General features: G+C 54.2%; 16 protein-coding genes. 10 read left to right on the top strand and 6 right to left on the bottom strand.

Annotation, left to right across the window (positions count from 1 at the left end; genetic code table 11):
* Positions 1 to 15: 15 nt before the first annotated feature.
* Positions 16 to 1,359 carry a 2-oxoadipate dioxygenase/decarboxylase HglS gene (gene hglS / locus ACR6JA_RS02795; RefSeq protein WP_213715833.1) on the bottom strand — a complete coding sequence of 448 codons (1,344 nt, stop codon included), beginning with the start codon at positions 1,357 to 1,359 and terminating at the stop codon, positions 16 to 18.
* A gap of 378 nt (positions 1,360 to 1,737) precedes the next feature.
* Between hglS and ACR6JA_RS02790 the strand changes: the two genes are divergently transcribed.
* Positions 1,738 to 2,661 (top strand): LysR substrate-binding domain-containing protein, encoded by a 924-nt coding sequence (locus ACR6JA_RS02790; RefSeq protein WP_494493530.1) that lies wholly within the window; start codon positions 1,738 to 1,740, stop codon positions 2,659 to 2,661.
* Positions 2,662 to 2,685: 24 nt separating this feature from the next.
* Here ACR6JA_RS02790 and smrA read toward each other — a convergent pair whose 3' ends face one another.
* Positions 2,686 to 3,249, bottom strand: a complete 564-nt coding sequence (gene smrA / locus ACR6JA_RS02785) for a DNA endonuclease SmrA (RefSeq protein WP_494493529.1) — start codon at positions 3,247 to 3,249, stop codon at positions 2,686 to 2,688.
* 438 nt (positions 3,250 to 3,687) lie between these two features.
* Between smrA and ogt the strand changes: the two genes are divergently transcribed.
* The 3 genes from ogt to uspE all read left to right on the top strand — a co-directional run bounded on the left by ogt (position 3,688) and on the right by uspE (position 6,232).
* Positions 3,688 to 4,203 (top strand): methylated-DNA--[protein]-cysteine S-methyltransferase, encoded by a 516-nt coding sequence (gene ogt / locus ACR6JA_RS02780; protein ID WP_213715830.1) that lies wholly within the window; start codon positions 3,688 to 3,690, stop codon positions 4,201 to 4,203.
* Between the two features lie 192 nt (positions 4,204 to 4,395).
* Complete coding sequence (gene fnr, locus ACR6JA_RS02775) at positions 4,396 to 5,148, top strand: fumarate/nitrate reduction transcriptional regulator Fnr (protein ID WP_039292628.1); 753 nt, start codon at positions 4,396 to 4,398, stop codon at positions 5,146 to 5,148.
* 133 nt (positions 5,149 to 5,281) lie between these two features.
* Positions 5,282 to 6,232 carry a universal stress protein UspE gene (gene uspE / locus ACR6JA_RS02770; protein WP_008456376.1) on the top strand — a complete coding sequence of 317 codons (951 nt, stop codon included), beginning with the start codon at positions 5,282 to 5,284 and terminating at the stop codon, positions 6,230 to 6,232.
* Positions 6,233 to 6,333: 101 nt separating this feature from the next.
* Here the strand turns inward: uspE and pntB are convergent, their stop codons facing one another.
* Both pntB and pntA read right to left on the bottom strand, forming a co-directional pair.
* The gene (pntB, locus tag ACR6JA_RS02765) at positions 6,334 to 7,722 is read right to left on the bottom strand and encodes a Re/Si-specific NAD(P)(+) transhydrogenase subunit beta (protein ID WP_008456379.1); all 1,389 of its coding nucleotides are present in this window, start codon (positions 7,720 to 7,722) and stop codon (positions 6,334 to 6,336) included.
* Between the two features lie 10 nt (positions 7,723 to 7,732).
* On the bottom strand, positions 7,733 to 9,262 hold the full coding sequence (pntA, locus tag ACR6JA_RS02760; RefSeq protein ID WP_213715828.1) for a Re/Si-specific NAD(P)(+) transhydrogenase subunit alpha: 1,530 nt from the start codon (positions 9,260 to 9,262) through the stop codon (positions 7,733 to 7,735).
* 544 nt (positions 9,263 to 9,806) lie between these two features.
* Between pntA and ydgH the strand changes: the two genes are divergently transcribed.
* From ydgH to tus, 6 genes are all read left to right on the top strand, one after another.
* Positions 9,807 to 10,751 carry a DUF1471 family protein YdgH gene (gene ydgH / locus ACR6JA_RS02755; protein WP_008456381.1) on the top strand — a complete coding sequence of 315 codons (945 nt, stop codon included), beginning with the start codon at positions 9,807 to 9,809 and terminating at the stop codon, positions 10,749 to 10,751.
* Positions 10,752 to 10,939: 188 nt separating this feature from the next.
* Entirely contained in the window at positions 10,940 to 12,322 is a 1,383-nt protein-coding gene (locus tag ACR6JA_RS02750) for an amino acid permease (RefSeq protein WP_494493528.1), read from the top strand.
* Between the two features lie 24 nt (positions 12,323 to 12,346).
* Entirely contained in the window at positions 12,347 to 13,078 is a 732-nt protein-coding gene (gene folM, locus ACR6JA_RS02745; RefSeq protein WP_213715867.1) for a dihydromonapterin reductase, read from the top strand.
* 77 nt (positions 13,079 to 13,155) lie between these two features.
* The gene (rstA, locus tag ACR6JA_RS02740) at positions 13,156 to 13,884 is read left to right on the top strand and encodes a two-component system response regulator RstA (RefSeq protein ID WP_008456384.1); all 729 of its coding nucleotides are present in this window, start codon (positions 13,156 to 13,158) and stop codon (positions 13,882 to 13,884) included.
* A gap of 28 nt (positions 13,885 to 13,912) precedes the next feature.
* Positions 13,913 to 15,208 carry a two-component system sensor histidine kinase RstB gene (gene rstB / locus ACR6JA_RS02735; protein ID WP_008456385.1) on the top strand — a complete coding sequence of 432 codons (1,296 nt, stop codon included), beginning with the start codon at positions 13,913 to 13,915 and terminating at the stop codon, positions 15,206 to 15,208.
* Positions 15,209 to 15,336: 128 nt separating this feature from the next.
* Positions 15,337 to 16,266: a DNA replication terminus site-binding protein gene (gene tus / locus ACR6JA_RS02730; protein ID WP_213715825.1), complete on the top strand. Its 930-nt coding sequence runs from the start codon at positions 15,337 to 15,339 to the stop codon at positions 16,264 to 16,266.
* Positions 16,267 to 16,269: 3 nt separating this feature from the next.
* Here the strand turns inward: tus and fumC are convergent, their stop codons facing one another.
* Together fumC and fumA are read right to left on the bottom strand one after the other, a co-directional pair.
* Entirely contained in the window at positions 16,270 to 17,667 is a 1,398-nt protein-coding gene (fumC, locus tag ACR6JA_RS02725) for a class II fumarate hydratase (RefSeq protein ID WP_008456388.1), read from the bottom strand.
* A 53-nt stretch (positions 17,668 to 17,720) separates the two neighbouring features.
* Positions 17,721 to 19,367 (bottom strand): class I fumarate hydratase FumA, encoded by a 1,647-nt coding sequence (gene fumA / locus ACR6JA_RS02720; RefSeq protein ID WP_494493527.1) that lies wholly within the window; start codon positions 19,365 to 19,367, stop codon positions 17,721 to 17,723.
* Positions 19,368 to 19,569: the final 202 nt, after the last annotated feature.

Raw genomic sequence — 19,569 nt, 5'->3', positions numbered from 1 at the left:
AGCAGGGTAACGCGTTTACAGTAAACCGCAACGGCGTTTGCTGCGATCCTCCGCCTGTTGATAAAGGCTGAATTCATCGGCCACCGCCGCACCCAGCGCCATTTCGAACTCGCTGCGGCTGGAGTGCCCGTGCTGCCGCTGGCCACCGTCACTGCCTAAATTTGACTGGAAGATGCCCGCGGCGCTAACCGGCAGGAAATCTTCATAGATGATAGGCTGGGCGATGAGCCAGCCGCGCTCAATCAGCAACTGCGGATCGTCGCCGGGTTTGATGGACTGACGATGCATGTCGCCCACCGGCGTCAGGCGGTAGCGAAAATAGGCCAGCCCCTGGCGACGAAGCAGCGCGTCGCTGTCGGGGAAGCGGCTGAAGACTTCCTGCAAATGCTGCTGATGACTTAGGTTGTCCGTGCCGTTTCCCGCTTCGAGCAATAATTCATCATACAGCGCGCGGCCTTTAGGCGTCAGCGCCACACCGCGCTGCTCAATCTCACCAAACCGGGCGGTGTGCGTGCCGTGGTGCTCACCGGCAAACAAAATAGGCTCTTCCAGCGCTTTAAAACTGGTCTGACGCAGCAAGATAGGGCGTTCGCGGCGAGGTGGGCCTTCAATAATGGCTTTGGGCGAGATGCCCCGCGCCGGCATCATCGCCTGAACGCGGTCGATATCCAGCGTGCGCGGCGTGAGATGGTTAATGTGGCAGCCACGGAAGCAAACCACATCGGCAATCAGGCGATGTTCGTCATGCAGGGCGCGGTAAGTGTCGGCGTCAACGGTGGCATGCTGATGCCAGCGGAAGGTTTCCAGCGCTTCGGCCACAAAGATGTTCGCCTCTGCCTCGCTGAATCCGCCCTGCCTGTCGTGGAGATCGAGCATTTCGCGGCAGCGGGGAGTGAAAATGTCGCGTTTATCGAGGATTGCGGCAGCACGGGCCCTTAGCGTCGGGTTGTCGATAAGCTCCAGACGCAATAAAGAGGTAAACACACGGAAGGGATTACGCGCCAGCGCCTGGTCGTCAATCGGGCGGAAAGCGGTGGAATGTACCGGTACCCCGGCCTGGGAAAGATCGTAGTAACCCACTGGATGCATGCCCATCACCGCGAAAATTCGCTTCAGCACAGCCAGCTCTTCGGCCTTACCTACGCGAATCGCGCCGTGGCGCTCTACGTTTAATCTTGCCAGCTCATCAGCATTTTCGAGTTGCTGGTACAGCTCAGGATCGTGTTCCAGCACGGCCAGGTTTACATCCGCCACCAGTTCTAACAGCGTGCCGTACTGCGGAACTTCTTGCTGGTACATCGCCGACATAGCTTGCGAAAATTTGTCCCGAATCTCATCGGCCGTGAGGGTGTTCGCCATAATGTCATGCCTCCAGTGGATAGTGCTGAAAGCGTAGAGCCTGGTGGATCACTTATCAGGAAGAATTTCCATTTTGTGATCTGCTTTGCAGCACCTAAAAAGTAATTTTTTCAGCGCATTACATAACGCAGCGTTATGCAGAATGCCTGCTACAAAGAGTATAAATTAACAAAAAATTAACTAAAACAGGTCGCGTTAAAATCTGCAGACCGGCATCACTTTTCAGCAAAATAGCGCCCTTTTGTCGAAAAAATCTTCTCTGATTTAAAGTGGTTATGTGCCTGGCCATAACAAAATGTTAATAATATTTTGCAATGAAGTTATCAAAATTCAACACCGAGGCTTGTCAGCGAAGCCGGACTGTTTTTAACATTGCTTATGGAAAAAAATGGTCTCTTCAGTCAGCGCATTCGCTTGCGCCATTTACATACTTTCGTGGCCGTCGCTCAGCAGGGAACACTGGGTCGCGCGGCTGAAACTCTTAACCTGAGCCAGCCAGCACTCTCTAAAACCCTCAATGAGCTGGAGCAGCTTACCGGCACTCGTCTGTTCGAACGCGGGCGGTTAGGCGCTCAGCTAACGCTTACCGGCGAGCAGTTTTTAACCCATGCAGTAAAAGTGCTTGATGCCCTGAATCATGCCGGGCAGTCGTTTGTACGCCGGGAAGACCGGCCTTCTGATGTGATACGGATTGGCGCGCTGCCTACCGCCGCGCTGGGTATTTTACCGGCGGTGATCGGCGAGTTTCATAGGCAGCAGAGCGACGTCACCCTGCAGGTTGGCACCATGAACAACACCATGCTGCTGGCGGGATTGAAGTCTGGAGAACTGGATTTAGGCATCGGCCGCATGTCCGATCCTGAGCTAATGACGGGCCTGAACTATGAACTGCTGTTCCTTGAGTCTCTCAAGCTGGTTGTTCGCCCTAACCACCCGCTGCTGCATGAAAATATTACCCTTAGCCGGGTGATGGAATGGCCCGCGGTGGTCTCCCCCCAGGGCACGGTGCCGCGTGATAATGCGGAATCTCTGCTCGCGTCACAGGGCTGCAAGCTGCCTTCTACCTGCATCGAAACGCTTTCGGCTTCGCTCTCCCGCCAACTTACCGTCGACTACAACTATGTCTGGTTTGTGCCTTCCGGCGCGGTGAAGGACGATTTACGCCATGGCACCTTGACCGCGCTTCCGGTCCCGATTCCGGGCGTCGGGGAACCTATCGGTATTCTTACGCGGGTAGATACGCAGCTCTCAACGGCCGCGCAAATTCTGCTGTCGTCGATTCGTAAATCAATGCCGTCCTGAAGGAGCTCGCCGCCATCCTGCCGCTCAACGGCTTCGTTTGGCGTGTTTCTCCCAGGTTTCCAGTTTGGCCTGTTCTGATTTCTTTAAAGCAACATAGCAGGCCCCACTTCCGCCGTGGTGCGGCATCGCCACGCAAAAAGCCTGCACTTCTTCAAACTCGGCCAGCCAGCGCCCAAGGAAGCTACGCACCACGTTGGCATGGGATTTATCTTCTCGTCCTTTGCCGTGCACGATGAGCACATTACGCAGGCCATCCTGCTTAGCCTGCATGATATAGGCAAACAACATCTGCCGGCAGCGCTCCACGGGCTGGCGGAGCAGATTAAGACTTGCCTGCTGGCCGTATTTTCCGAGCCGGAGCTTGTCCAGGACGCCGCTCTGCAGACCCTCTCGCTTGTACTCCAGCGGCGTGTCGAGGGGAATGATGTCCAAAAAATCGGTGGTGAGAAAGTTGTCCAGTTGGATGGGGTCTGGCTTCACGCCAATGTGCTCTTTCTGAGGTTTGATCCACTGGCTGTCCGCACAGTTTTTCAGCGGTTTGACATCCTCCATGGCGTCAAGAAACAGCAATTTGTCGTCAAGGTTCACGGTCAATCCTCCTGAGTTAGCTGCCGCTACTATAACCCCGCCCTGCCTGAGGCTCAACGGGACAGCCGTGGGAGATATTCCAGAATAGTGGACAAATTATTTATGTCATCGGCTCTTTAAAATGAAAATATAAAGTTTGCATTTACGTTAAAGAAAGGTAAATCAAATGACCGTAAAAGAAATTATTATTCCCTTAACCGGGAAAATAATCACCGCCGCAATCGGACGGTCAGTCGCTAACTATTTCGGGCGATGAGTCAGGGAAGTTATCAAACTTTTTTCTCCACGTCCGGCCATTATTTTCCGTCTTCGACTGGGAATTCAGATGCGGTGATAATCCTTTTGAGGTCTGGCTGGCGTCATTGGGGGTATGTTATCTTTTCGGCCTCAAAATGGGCCGCGCATTCGTTCAGGCCTGCCAAAAAACGGAGTAATACCGTGCTGACAATACTGGAAGATAAGATTGACACCCCGCTTGGGCCGCTGTGGATTTTGTGCGACGAACAATTCAGGCTTCGGGCAGTGGAATGGGAAGAACACAGCGACCGCATGGAACAGCTGTTGAATATTCACTATGGGAAACAAGGAATTCAACGCGTTAGCAGTCGTAACCCTGGGGGCCTTAGCGACAAGCTGCGCGACTATTTTGCTGGCGATCTGGCGGTGATTGATACTCTGCCCACAGCGACGGCAGGCACAGATTTCCAGCGTCAGGTTTGGCAGGCGCTGCGCGATATCCCCTGTGGGCGAGTGATGCATTATGGCGAACTGGCAGAACAGCTAGGCCGCGGTGGGGCCGCTCGCGCTGTCGGCGCCGCGAACGGCTCAAACCCGGTGAGCATTGTGGTGCCGTGCCATCGCGTCATTGGTCGAAACGGCACGATGACCGGGTACGCAGGCGGCGTGGCGCGGAAAGAGTGGCTGCTGCGCCATGAAGGCTATTTATTACTGTAATGGTGCCAAAAGTGCGGCTATTTATTCCAAAACAGAGTAGCTGCATTTTAATGTTTCAGGGAATTCAACAAGATGAAGACCCTTTTTTAGCCCCCTACCTTTATTCTTGTCCGAATAACGTTTTGCCAGACTTACCTGATCGCGAAAAAGATGTTAAAATTGACCAATATCAATTACGGTCCGAGCATATCTATGATCCCTGAAAAGCGTATTATTCGACGAATTCAGTCTGGCGGTTGTGCTATCCATTGCCAGGATTGCAGCATCAGTCAATTATGCATCCCCTTCACGCTTAATGAGCATGAACTCGATCAGCTTGATAATATCATCGAGCGTAAAAAGCCGATTCAAAAGGGTCAAACCCTGTTTAAAGCAGGTGATGAACTGAAATCGCTGTACGCTATTCGCTCTGGCACCATCAAAAGCTACACCATTACCGAGCAAGGCGATGAGCAAATCACCGGTTTCCACCTCGCGGGCGACCTGGTCGGCTTCGACGCCATCGGCACTGGCCATCACCCGAGCTTTGCTCAGGCACTCGAAACCTCGATGGTTTGTGAAATCCCGTTTGAAACGCTCGACGATTTGTCCGGTAAGATGCCGAGCCTGCGCCAGCAGATGATGCGCCTGATGAGCGGCGAAATTAAAGGCGATCAGGACATGATTTTGCTGCTGTCCAAAAAGAATGCCGAAGAGCGTCTGGCGGCCTTTATCTACAACCTTTCTCGCCGCTTTGCGCAGCGTGGCTTCTCACCGCGTGAGTTCCGCCTGACCATGACCCGTGGCGATATCGGTAACTACCTGGGCCTGACGGTAGAAACCATCAGCCGCCTGCTGGGGCGCTTCCAGAAAAACGGTATGCTGGCGGTGAAAGGCAAGTACATCACCATCGAGAATATCGATCTGTTATCCGACCTTGCGGGCCAGTCACGCAACGTTGCCTGATAACCATCACCTTTGCCGGGTCGGCTTTTATCCCTTTTATTGATCCGGCAAGGGCTCTCCACCTGTTTCATTCCTTTCTTATGGGTTAATCTTACTTCACAGACTGTGGTTAAGCAGTTGTAAGGAGACCTGTATGGCAAACTACCAAAACATGCTAGTCGCGATTGATCCTAACCAGGACGATCAACCTGCCCTGCGGCGCGCTGTTTATTTGCATCAACGGATTGGCGGCAGGATCAAAGCCTTCCTGCCTATCTATGATTTTTCCTACGAAATGACCACGCTTCTGTCCCCCGATGAACGTACCGCAATGCGCAAAGGGGTTATCAGCCAGCGAACGGCCTGGATTAAGCAACAGGCGCAGTACTATATAGAAGCCGGTATTCCTATTGATATCAAAGTGGTGTGGCATAACCGCCCGTTCGAAGCCATCATCCAGGAAGTGATCGCCGGCGGGCACGATCTGCTGCTAAAAATGGCGCACCAGCATGACAAACTGGAAGCCGTGATCTTCACCCCAACCGACTGGCATTTGCTGCGTAAATGCCCCTGCCCTGTGTGGATGGTCAAAGACCAGCCGTGGCCGGAAGGCGGCAAGGCGCTGGTGGCGGTAAACCTTGCCAGCGAAGAGCTTTACCACAACGCGTTGAATGAAAAACTGGTGAGAGAAACGCTGAAGCTGGCAGATGATGTCAACCACACCGAGGTTCACCTGATTGGCGCGTATCCGGTTACCCCCATCAACATTGCCATTGAGCTGCCTGATTTTGACCCGAGCGTGTATAACGACGCCATTCGCGGCCAGCATCTGGTGGCCATGAAAGCACTGCGTCAGAAATACGGCATTGATGAAAAGATGACGCACGTCGAGAAAGGCCTGCCGGAAGAGGTTATCCCTGACCTGGCCGAGCATCTTCAGGCCGGGATTGTTGTGCTCGGCACAGTCGGGCGCACTGGGCTTTCTGCGGCATTTCTGGGGAATACCGCTGAGCAGGTTATCGACCATTTGCGCTGTGATCTACTGGTGATAAAACCGGACGATTACCAGACGCCGGTTGAGATGGATGACCCGGAAGACGACTGACCCCGAAGCACTGAAACAGAAATCCCGCACCCGTCGCGGGATTTTTTCTCCACAAACAAAAAAGCCGCCCTTTCGGACGGCTTTCACAAGACAACTGACGTTTATAGCGCTTTCAGAATTGCTTCCACGCTGGCTTTAGCATCGCCAAACAGCATCTGGGTGTTCTCTTTAAAGAACAGCGGGTTCTGCACGCCTGCGTAACCGGTGTTCATTGAGCGCTTAAACACAATCACGTTCTGCGCTTTCCACACTTCCAGCACCGGCATACCGGCGATTGGGCTGCGCGGATCGTCCTGTGCAGCAGGGTTAACGGTATCGTTAGCCCCAATAACCAGCACGGTATCGGTGTCGGCGAAGTCGTCATTGATCTCGTCCATTTCCAGCACGACGTCGTATGGCACTCGGGCTTCAGCCAACAGTACGTTCATGTGGCCCGGCAGACGCCCCGCGACAGGGTGAATACCAAAACGCACTTTGACTCCGCGGGCACGCAGTTTTTCGGTAATTTCCGCCACCGGATACTGCGCCTGGGCCACCGCCATGCCGTAGCCTGGGGTGATGATAACCGACGTGGAGTTCTTCAGCATTTCAGCCGTTTCTTCTGCGCTGATTTCACGGTGTTCCCCCGCCTCTTCCGTTTCACCGGTTGAAGAACCATCGGTCCCGAAACCACCGGCAATCACGCTGATAAATGAGCGGTTCATCGCCTTACACATAATGTAGGACAGGATGGCACCGGAAGACCCCACCAGCGCACCGGTGACAATAAGCAGGTCATTGCTGAGCATAAAGCCCGCAGCCGCTGCAGCCCAGCCGGAGTAAGAGTTAAGCATCGACACCACAACCGGCATGTCTGCCCCGCCGATGGACGCCACCAGGTGCCAGCCAAACGCCAGCGCAATGATAGTCATCACCAGCACGGCCAGAACCTGCATACCAACGCTTTCGGTACGCACAAACACCAGCAGCAGCGCGAAAGAAACCACCAGCGCCGCCAGATTGAGCTTATGACGATTTGGCAGCATCAGCGGTTTAGACGAAATTTTACCGCGCAGCTTGCCAAAGGCGACAATAGAGCCGGTAAAGGTCACTGCCCCGATGAAGATCCCGATGAAGACTTCCGTTAAGTGGATATTCTCCATGATCGGCTCAAGGCCCGGACCGTGATCGAGGTAGCTGTTAAAACCAACCAGCACCGCCGCCAGACCCACAAAGCTGTGCAGCACGGCAACCAGCTCCGGCATTTCGGTCATTTCGACTTTCTTCGCCAGGTGAATACCAATCGCCCCGCCGATCACCATCGCGATGATAATCCACACGACGTTGCCAGTTTCCGGGCCAAAAATGGTCGCCACCAGCGCAATCGCCATCCCCGCGATACCAAACAGGTTACCCTGCTTTGAGGTTTCGTGTTTCGACAGGCCAGCCAGGCTAAAAATAAACAGGATCGCGGCAACAATGTATGCAGCTGTAACTAATCCACCAGACATGTGTTACCCCTTAGTTCTTCCGGAACATTTTCAGCATGCGCTGAGTGACGGTGAAACCACCAAAAATATTGATACTGGCGATCAGTACCGCAATGAAGCTCAGGAAGCTAACCCAGCCGCCGTGGCCAATCTGCAGCAGCGCACCTACCACGATTATCCCTGAAATAGCATTCGTCACCGACATGAGCGGCGTATGCAAAGCATGGGAGACGTTCCATACCACGTAGTAGCCCACCACGCAGGCCAGCGCAAAGACGGTGAAGTGACCAAGGAACTCTTTTGGCGCCACGCTTGCGAACCAGCCAAACAGAATAATTGCCAGCGCCATCAGGCCATATTTAAACCACGGAGACGTTGGTTTTTTCTCTTCGACCGCTGCCGCTGCTGGTTTTGCTGCGGCCTGCGGCTGAGCGGAAACCTGAATCGGCGGCGCAGGCCAGGTGACTTCACCTTCGCGAATAACGGTCACGCCGCGCACAACCACATCATCAAAATCAACGGTGATATTGCCGTCTTTTTCCTTACACAGCAGCTTGAGCAGGTTGACGAGGTTAGTGCCATAAAGCTGGGAGGACTGGGTCGGCAAACGGCCCGGAAGATCGGTATAACCAATGACCTTCACCCCGTTAGGCGTCACGGTTACCTGGTTCGCAACGGTGTATTCGCAGTTGCCGCCGTTTTGTGCCGCCAGATCGACAATCACGCTGCCCGGCTGCATGGCATCCACCATTTCACGGGTAATCAACTTCGGTGCAGGTTTGCCCGGAATCAGCGCCGTAGTGACGATGATATCCACCTCTTTCGCCTGAGCCGCAAACAGCGCCATTTCGGCTTTGATAAAGGCTTCGGACATCACCTTCGCATAGCCATCCCCGCTGCCGGCTTCTTCTTTGAAGTCCAGCTCCAGGAATTCGGCGCCCATGCTTTGCACCTGCTCTTTCACTTCAGGACGGGTATCAAACGCACGAACAATTGCCCCGAGGCTGTTGGCCGCGCCAATCGCTGCCAGGCCCGCAACACCCGCGCCGATAACCATCACTTTAGCTGGCGGAACTTTACCGGCGGCGGTGATTTGCCCGGTGAAGAACCTGCCAAACTCATGTGCAGCTTCGACAATCGCACGGTAACCGGCGATGTTAGCCATGGAGCTAAGCGCGTCCAGCGACTGTGCACGTGAAATACGCGGCACTGAGTCCATCGCCATAACGGTGATGTTCCTCGCCGCCAGTTTTTCAAGCAGCTCCGGGTTTTGCGCCGGCCAGATAAAGCTGACCAGCGTCGAACCTTCACGAGCAAGCTCAATTTCGTTATCCAGCGGGGCGTTCACTTTAAGGATAATGTCCGACTGCCAGACATCCGCGCCGCTGGCAACGATCGCCCCCGCGCGCTCAAACGCTTCGTCGTCAAAACTTGCCAGTTTCCCCGCATCGCTTTCAACGGCGACAGTGAACCCCAGTTTAATCAGCTGCTCTACCGTTTTCGGCGTGGCGGCTACACGGGTTTCATTGGCCAACCGCTCTGTTGGTACACCAATACGCATAGTATTCCCTTCCATCTGTTTTTGATGATGGTTTGCCAGACCTTGCCATGGCCAGACGCAAGCATCCGCCCGCACGCGCAGGCAGATATCTGTTCCATTACCACTTCAACAAAAAATACATCTGTAACAAACTTTTTATAACCTACTGAAAATAACGACTGTGATCTACATCCGCATCCTGGTATTTCTATTTTTATCGCAAAAATTCAGTCATCAGGCGCTCAGACAGTTGTTTTAATCTTTATTTACACGCCGAGGCCTGATAATACGCTTAACCGAGACGGTAAGACATGATTCTACGCCGCAACAAAACCCATTTTTAACAACATTTTAACTAAATAAGTCATAAGCTTTATCAGTTTTAGCGGTGAATGCCTCTTTTTTTAACTTAATAAGGTTTGTCGCTGTTATTCATCGCCAGGAAGGCACAAGGCGCGAAAAATGCCGCAGACAAGGACGCTATTTCAAGACATAATCGGCATCTAATCGGTCCTAATCAGAGAAGTACCTGTATTCATTTTGCGCAAGGCGAAGGATTATTTTTATGAATCTCAAGAACACCCTTCTGGCGTCAGCTCTTATTTCCGTCACCTCGCTGTCCGCTCAGGCGGCCACCGAACTGACACCAGAGCAGGCGGCCGCACTTAAGCCGTACGATCGAATCACTATCACAGGCCGCTTTAATGCTATCGGCGATGCTGTTGCCGCCGTTTCTCGCCGCGCAGATGCTATCGGGGCCGCCTCTTTCTACGTGCTGGACACCAGCGCAATGGGCGAAAGCGGCAACTCCCGCGTCGTGGCTGATGTTTATAAGAATGATGCACCTAAAGCCGATGCGCCTAAAAACCGCGTCATTAATGGCGTGATGGAGCTGCCGAAAGACCAGGCTTATCGACTTGAACCCTTTGATACCGTCACCGTTCAGGGTTTCTTCCGTACCCAACCGGACGTTAATGATGCCATTACTAAAGCTGCACGCGAAAAAGGGGCTGCCTCCTTCTTTATCGTGCGCCAGGTCGATACCAACCAGGGCGGCAACCAGCGCGTAACGGCGTTTATCTATAAAGCTGACGCTAAAAAACGCGTTGTGCAAAGTCCGGACCTGCTACCAGCAAACTCCGAAGCAGGTAAAGCCGCGCTCGCCGCGGGCGGCGCTGCTGCCAAAAATGTGGAAATTCCAGGTGTTGCTTCTTCAGAAACGCCGTCTTCCGACGTTGGCCGTTTCTTTGAAACCCAGTCATCTCAGGGTTCACGTTATACCGTAACGCTACCAAACGGCACCAAAGTACAGGAAGTCAACAAGATAACAGCTGCCCAAATGGTGCCGTTTGACAGCATTAAGTTCACCGGTAACTTCAGCAGCATGACCGAAGTTTCCTACCAGGTTGCGAAGCGTGCAGCTGATAAAGGGGCTAAGTTCTACCACATCACTCGCCAGTGGCAGGAACAAGGTAACAACTTAACCGTCAGCGCAGACCTGTTTAAATAAGATACACCATCACTCCAAGGGCAGCTTCCGCTGCCCTTTTTTTTGTACTCAAATCATTTTATCGCACCACACGCATTGCAAGCAGTGTGCACACTCCGTAAAATCCCGCGCCTTAGCGTGATCCTCCATTTATATGCGAAAAAGCATAATAATTATGCTGGAACACTTCTGACCTCAACAGGATGCGTATGGAAAAGAAACTTGGCCTCGCAGCGCTCACCGCGCTGGTATTAAGCTCCATGCTCGGCGCAGGCGTGTTTAGCTTGCCGCAAAATATGGCAAGCGTTGCGAGTCCGGCTGCGTTGCTGATCGGCTGGGCGATCACTGGCGTAGGTATTCTGCTTCTGGCTTTGGCGATGCTGGTGCTTACCCGACTCCGCCCCGATCTAGACGGCGGAATATTCACCTACGCGCGTGAGGGCTTTGGGGAGCTTATCGGCTTTTTCTCGGCCTGGGGTTACTGGCTGTGCGCGGTGATAGCCAACGTTTCTTACCTGGTCATTGTTTTCTCCGCACTTAGCTTCTTTACCGACACGCCTGAGCTGCGCCTGTTCGGCGACGGCAATACCTGGCAATCCATCGTTGGCGCATCCGTGCTGTTATGGATGGTGCACTGGCTGGTGCTGCGAGGCGTACAAACAGCGGCCAGCATCAACCTGGTCGCAACGCTTGCGAAGCTGCTGCCTTTAGGGATGTTTGTGGTACTGGCGACAGTTGCTTTTAAGCTATCCACCTTCTCTCTCGATTTTACCGGTATTAAACTCGGCGTTCCCGTCTGGGAGCAGGTGAAAAACACCATGCTGATTACCCTTTGGGTCTTTATCGGCGTGGAAGGGGCCGTGGTGGTATCTGCACGAGCAAGAAATAAAAAAGACGTTGGCAGAGCAACGCTTCTGGCTGTCATTGCCGCACTCAGCGTCTACCTGCTGGTCACGCTACTTTCACTCGGCGTAGTTGCTCGCCCTGAGCTTGCTGCAATGCGCAATCCGTCGATGGCAGGCCTGATGGTCGAAATGATGGGCCCGTGGGGGGAAGTGATTATTGCTGCCGGATTGATTGTTTCCGTGTGCGGCGCGTACCTGAGCTGGACAATTATGGCTGCAGAGGTGCCATTGCTGGCGGCAACCCATAAAGCTTTCCCCAAAATGTTTGCCCGTCAGAACAAAAACAACGCACCGTCGGCTTCTCTTTGGCTGACGAATATTAGCGTGCAGGTGTGCCTCGTGCTGATCTGGCTGACCGGGTCGGACTACAACACGCTGCTAACCATCGCCTCAGAAATGATTCTGGTGCCTTATTTCCTGGTGGGTGCATACCTGCTAAAAATCGCAACTCGCCCTCTACACAAGGCGATTGGTTTTGGAGCCTGCCTTTACGGTTTGTGGCTACTTTATGCGTCAGGCCCGATGCATCTGCTGCTTTCGGTCGTATTGTATGCGCCTGGATTGTTAGTCTTTATTTACGCGCGTCGTACCCATACGCACGAAAAGTCGCTAAATTTAAAAGAAAGAACGATGATTTGCCTGATGCTGCTGGCAGCATTTCCGGCAACGTGGATGCTGGTGGGGTAACGAATCCTTTCCCCGGCAACGATTCTGGATGAGGGGAACCAAGCTATTAACCGACCTATTCTTATCACCGGTGCAGGCCAGCGTATTGGCCTGGCACTGGCTCAGCATTTTCTGGCTAAATCTCAGCCGATAATTGTCAGCTATCGCACTCGCCATCCCGCTGTCGACAAGCTCGAACAGGCCGGTGTCACTTGCCTGTACGCCGACTTTTCAACGAATGAAGGCATCCTTGAATTCGCTGAACGGGTGAAATCACTCACGCCCGCGCTGCGCGCCATCATTCATAATGCCAGCGAATGGAAGCCAGAAACCCGCGACACGGCCCTTTGCGATACGCTACAGGCAATGATGCAGGTTCATGTTGCCGCGCCCTACTTACTTAACCATGAGCTGGAGAGCTTGCTGCGGGGACACGGTCAGGCGGGCAGCGATATCATCCATCTGACCGATTACGTGGCGGAGCGCGGCAGCGACAAACATATCGCTTACGCCGCCAGTAAAGCGGCACTGGAAAATATGACGCTCTCTTTTGCGCTTAAACTGGCCCCGGAAGTCAAGGTCAACGCCATCGCGCCTGCCCTGATCATGTTTAACACCGACGACGATGCCGACTACCGCCAGCGCTCGCTTAACAAATCGCTGATGAAAATCGCCCCGGGGGAACAGGAAATTGTGCGTCTGGTTGAGTATCTGTTGGCCAGCCGCTATGTCACCGGCAGAAGCCATGCCGTAGACGGAGGCCGGCACCTACGCTAACACTGTTTACCAACCATTAATGGTGTAATCTATTGCATCATTGTATGTTCAAATTTTAAAAGCCGACGCGGCGGATTATGAGCAAAATAGTTTACGTGGAAGACGACCCGGAAGTTGGCGGCCTGATAGCCGCCTATCTCGGGAAACATGACATTGACGTTATCGTTGAAACCCGCGGTGACCGCGCCGAAGCGGTTATCCAGCAACAGCAGCCGGATTTGGTTTTGCTGGATATTATGCTGCCAGGGAAAGACGGGATGACGTTATGCCGCGACCTTCGCCCACAGTGGGACGGCCCGATTGTTCTGCTGACATCATTAGACAGTGACATGAACCACATTCTGTCGCTGGAAATGGGGGCAAATGACTACATTTTAAAAACAACGCCGCCTGCGGTGCTGCTGGCGCGTTTACGTTTACACCTCCGTCAACGTGTTTCAGCCCAACAAACGGCAGACACAACGGCCAGCAACCTCAAACCGCATAAAGCTATACGTTTTGGTACGCTGTGTATTGACCCGTTGAACCGCCAGGTCACGCTTGGGGATGAAAACGTCGTGTTATCGACTGCGGATTTCGATCTGTTGTGGGAGCTAGCCACCCACGCAGGCCAGATAATGGACCGTGATGCCTTATTGAAAAATCTGCGCGGAGTAACGTACGACGGCATGGATCGCAGCGTGGATGTGGCCATCTCCCGCCTGCGTAAAAAGCTGCTGGATAATGCGACTGAGCCCTTCCGTATCAAAACCGTGCGCAACAAAGGCTATTTATTTGCTCCTCACGCCTGGGAAAGCGAAGCTTAATGAAATACGGATTTGACGGTAACGCTCAATGAAAAAGCTGTTTGTACAGTTTTATCTTTTGTTGTTTGTCTGCTTCCTGGTGATGACCATGCTGGTCGGGCTGGTGTATAAGTTCACCGCCGAGCGGGCGGGACGCCAGTCGCTGGATGACTTAATGAAAAGTTCGCTGTACCTGATGCGCAGCGAGCTACGTGAAATTCCACCGCGGGACTGGAATAAAACGATCAACGATCTCGACCTGAACCTCTCCTTCAAGCTCAATATTGAGCCGATGAGCAAGTTCAAACTAGATGACGTTGCCGCTCGCCACCTGCGAGAAGGCGAGATTGTGGCGCTGGACGAAGAATACACATTCATCCAGCGCATTCCACGCAGCCACTACGTTCTGGCCGTCGGCCCAATTCCGTATCTCTTTTATCTGCATCAGATGCGGCTGCTGGATATTGGCCTGATCGCATTTATCGCCATTTCGCTCGCCTTCCCGGTGTTCATCTGGATGCGCCCGCATTGGCAGGACATGCTCAAACTGGAAAGCGCCGCCCAGCGATTTGGTAAAGGGCATCTGGATGAGCACATCCATTTTGATAACGCCTCAAGCTTTGAACGGTTGGGCATCGCCTTTAACCAAATGGCCGATAACATCAACGCCCTGATTGCCAGCAAGAAGCAGCTGATTGACGGCATTGCCCACGAGCTGCGTACCCCGCTCGTTCGCCTGCGTTATCGTCTTGAAATGAGCGACAACCTCAGCGAAGAGGAATCTCTGGCGCTCAATCGGGATATTGGCCAGCTAGAAGCGCTGATTGACGAGCTGCTAACCTACGCGCGCCTCGACCGCCCGCAGACCGAGCTTCATCTGGCGCACGTCAAATTTGCCAGTTGGATGGAAACGCATATTGCCGACGTCCAGCTCATTCACCGTCAGCGCCGGATTAGCCTAGAGACAGATACCCTCACCGCCATTGACTATGGCGCGCTGGATCTGCGCCTCATGGAACGCGTCACGGATAACCTGATCAATAACGCCCTGCGTTACAGTGAGCAGCAACTGCGTGTCAGCCTGTGGCGTGAAGATGATATCGCCCATTTGCAGGTAGAAGATGACGGCCCGGGCATTCCCGAGGAAGAGCGCGCCCGCGTATTCGAGCCTTTTGTTCGCCTCGACCCCAGCCGGGACAGGGCAACCGGCGGCTGCGGGCTTGGCCTGGCAATAGTCCATTCTATTGCCGTGGCGATGGGTGGACACGTCACCATTGAAAGCAGCTCTTTGGGCGGCGCCAGCTTCCGCTTTTCATGGCCGGTCAATACCACGTACCTTTCCTGAATCCTGAATTCGTCAGCCCGGTAACCCCTACCGGGCGATTTTTCCCTGTTAAGCGCCAGATTCACAGTTGCTGATGTGGTCTCCCGTTGCTACAGTTCATAAGTATGTTGTAACTAATGTGAGTCGCTATGCCACGCTACGATCTTATTGAACGTTTAACGTCCACCTGCCGGGAGCTGGAGCAGCACCTGGCTGTGCTCAGGGCACAGCTCGGTCAGCTTCGACTGCTCAGCGGGCGGGTCTTTACGCTGCCGGAGATAGAAAAAAGCAAAGAGCACGATCCGCTCTCTAAGATTGAAGTCACCCAGCGCGTCGGACTGGAGGCGCATCACGCCGCCGTCGCCCACTTTACGCGGCTGTTTATCCAGCAGCAGTCGGAAAAAATCAGCACCAAGGCCGCCGTGCGCCTACCCGGCGCACTCTGTTATTCGGTCAGCGAAGAGCAATACCAGCAAACTTCCGGGCTCCTGGAAAACATCAATCAGTTGAAACACGCTCTGGAGCAGATTATCAGCGTCGAGTCGGCGCTTCCCTCCGCCCAGCGTTTTGAATGGGTTCACCGCCATATTCCCGGCCTGCTTACCCTCAACGCCTACCGCGCCATTACCCTGCTTGAAACACCGGACACCGTGCGTTTTGGCTGGGCGAATAAACAGATTGTCAAAAACCTTAGCCGCCAGCAGGTGCTGGAGATGCTGGAAAAAAGCCTGAATGCCGGTCGAGCCGTGCCGCCGTGGACGAAGGAACAGTGGGCCGAGCGCGTGAGGCAGGAAATGGATGAAGTGCAAAGGCTGCCGGAAAACGCACGGCTGAAAATCAAGCGCCCGGTGAAGGTTCAGCCCGTGGCCCGCGTGTGGTATCAGGCGCAGCAGAAACAGGTGCAGTATGCCTGCCCTTCTCCGCTGATTGTGTTGTGTAAGCAGGAAAGTGGTGAAACCTCGCCCGATTTAGGCGAACTGCAGAATTACGATGCCGAAAACATTCAGCACCGCTATAAGCCTCAAGCGCAGCCGCTGAGACTGATTATCCCGCGGCTGCATCTGTACTGCGAAACGTAAAACTCAGGACTTCATGCTGCCGACCATATCCTCAGGGCGAACCCAGGCGTCGAACTCATCCTCGGTCAGATAACCGAGCTTCAGTGCCGATGCTTTAAGGGTCAGCCCCTCTTTATGGGCCTTTTTGGCAATTTCTGCCGCCTTGTCATAGCCGATATGGGTATTGAGCGCGGTCACCAGCATCAGCGACTCGTTCAGCAACTGGCTGATGCGATCGCGATTAGGCTCAATGCCCACCGCGCAGTGCTCGTTGAAGCTTTCCATGCCGTCGGCCAGCAGGCGAACGGACTGCAGGAAGTTATGGATAACCATCGGGCGATAAACATTCAGCTCGAAGTTACCGGACGCACCGCCGATGTTCACCGCCACGTCGTTCCCCAGCACCTGGCAGCACAGCATGGTGACGGCCTCGCACTGGGTCGGGTTCACTTTGCCCGGCATGATGGAGCTGCCCGGCTCGTTCTCAGGAATCGACAGCTCGCCAATGCCGCAGCGCGGGCCGGAAGCCAGCCAGCGAACGTCGTTGGCAATTTTCATCATCGACGAGGCCAGCCCTTTCAGCGCGCCATGCGCATGAACCAGGGCATCGCAGGTGGCCAGTGCTTCAAACTTGTTTGGCGCAGTGACGAAAGGCTGCTTCGTGAAGTCAGCCAACTCTTTTGCCACGCGCACCGCATATTCAGGGTGGGTATTCAGCCCGGTGCCCACCGCCGTACCGCCCAGCGCCAGCTCCGCCAGATGCGGCAGGCTATGGTCGATGTGCTTCAGGTTATGCTCAAGCATCGCCACCCAGCCGGAGATCTCCTGCCCCAACGTCAGCGGCGTGGCGTCCTGCAGGTGGGTACGGCCGATTTTGACGATATCCTTAAAAGCATCGGCTTTTTTGGCCAGCGTTTGCCTGAGCACGTTTAGCTGCGGCAGCAGGTGCTCGCGAACTGCGATAATGGCCGCCACGTGCATGGCGGTCGGGAAAACGTCGTTCGAACTCTGACTTTTGTTCACGTCGTCGTTCGGGTGCACCAGTCGCTCCATCCCACGTACGCCACCCAGAATTTCACTGGCGCGGTTCGCCAGCACTTCATTCATGTTCATGTTGCTTTGGGTGCCGGAGCCGGTCTGCCAGATAGCCAGCGGGAACTCACCGGGGTGCTTTCCTGCCAGCACTTCATCTGCGGCCGCGATAATGGCCGTACCGCGCTCTGCGGGCAGCAAACCGAGGTCAACGTTGACCTTCGCCGCCGCGCGCTTGGTAAGCGCCAGCGCTCGAATCAGCTCGGTCGGCATTTTTTCGGTAGAAATGCGGAAGTGCTCAAGTGAACGCTGGGTCTGCGCCCCCCACAGCTTATCTGCCGGGACGTCGATCGGGCCCATTGAGTCTTTTTCACTGCGACTGGATGTCATGCCTTTCTCCTTTGCGATAAAAAAAGCCGCCACTATAGGCGGCGGCTTGAGTATTACTTAACGCATCGAGAACACTGTGAGGCCTGAATTTTCTGGAAGAAGTCGTTGCCTTTGTCATCCACCAGGATGAACGCCGGGAAGTCTTCCACTTCGATTTTCCAGATAGCTTCCATACCCAGTTCCGGGTACTCAACACACTCCAGGCTCTTGATGCTATTTTGCGCCAGCACCGCTGCCGGGCCACCGATACTGCCCAGGTAGAATCCGCCGTGTTTGTGACAGGCGTCGGTCACCTGCTTGCTGCGGTTGCCTTTCGCCAGCATGATCATGCTGCCGCCGTTGGCCTGCAGCTGATCCACGTAGGAGTCCATGCGGCCCGCCGTGGTCGGCCCTAAGGAGCCGGATGCGTAGCCGTCCGGCGTTTTGGCCGGGCCTGCGTAATAAATCGGGTGATCTTTCACGTACTGCGGCAGATCTTCCCCGTTATCGAGACGTTCTTTCAGTTTAGCGTGAGCGATGTCACGCGCCACAATAATGGTGCCGGTTAACGACAGTCGGGTGGACACCGGGAAGTCGGACAGCTGGGCGAGGATCTCTTTCATCGGACGGTTCAGGTTGACCTTAACGGCTTCACCCTCGCCCGCCTGACGCAGCTCTTCCGGGATGTACTTGCCCGGATTGTGCTCCAGCTTCTCAAGCCAGATGCCGTCTTTGTTAATTTTGGCTTTGATATTGCGGTCGGCTGAGCAGGACACGCCCATGCCAACCGGGCAGGATGCGCCGTGGCGAGGCAGACGAACAACGCGGATATCGTGGGCAAAGTATTTGCCGCCGAACTGCGCGCCCAGGCCAAGATTCTGCGCTTCTTTCAGCAACTCTTCTTCCAGCTGCACGTCGCGGAACGCCTGGCCGTATTCGTTGCCTTCGGTTGGCAGGCCGTCGTAGTACTTGGTTGACGCCAGCTTCACGGTTTTCAGCGTCGCTTCGGCAGAGGTTCCGCCGATAACAAACGCCACGTGATACGGCGGGCAGGCCGCAGTGCCCAGGGTGCGCATTTTCTCCACCAGGTAATCTTTCAGCTTCGCCGGGGTGATCAGCGCTTTGGTTTCCTGATAGAGATAAGTTTTGTTAGCCGAACCGCCGCCTTTGGCGATGCACAGGAATTTGTACTCGTCGCCGTCCACGCTGTAGAGATCGATCTGCGCTGGCAGGTTGGTGCCGGTGTTCACCTCTTTGTACATATCCAGCGCGGCGTTCTGGGAATAGCGCAGGTTATCTTCAATAAAGGTGTTGTAGACGCCGCGAGACAGCGCTTCTTCGTCGCCCCCGCCGGTCCAGACGCGCTGGCCTTTTTTACCCATGATGATAGCGGTGCCGGTGTCCTGGCAGGTCGGCAGAATGCCCTTGGCGGCAATGTCTGAGTTACGCAGGAACTGCAGCGCAACGTATTTATCGTTCTCGCTGGCTTCCGGATCGCTCAGAATGTCCGCCACCTGCTGCTGATGCGCCGGGCGCAGCATAAACGAAGCGTCGTGGAAGGCATGCTGAGCCAGCAGCGTCAGGGCCTGAAGATCAACCTTGAGGATTTGCTGGCCGTCAAACTCGGCGACGGAAACATAGTCGGAGCTCAGGAGGTAATATTCGGTCGGGTCTTTTTGGAGCGGAAAAGGCTCCTGGTAATGGAAGGGTTTATTCGACATATTTCTCTCACTTGCGACAACAGTAACGTTAATTTTTATATTTCAGCGCAGGATCTTACGCTGCGTTCCAAAAACAAGTCATAACATGCTACACAATTTTTTAACAGAAACTGAGACTAATACGACTTTTTGTTGCCCTGGTTACTTCCCGGCGGATAATTGGTTTAATAACTGAAACTTCGATTCAATGATGACAGGGACC

The organism is Cedecea sp. B1(4) (assembly GCF_059414925.1).
Note: the sequence above shows the minus strand (reverse complement) of the source record. Positions and strands in the feature narration are given on the sequence as shown.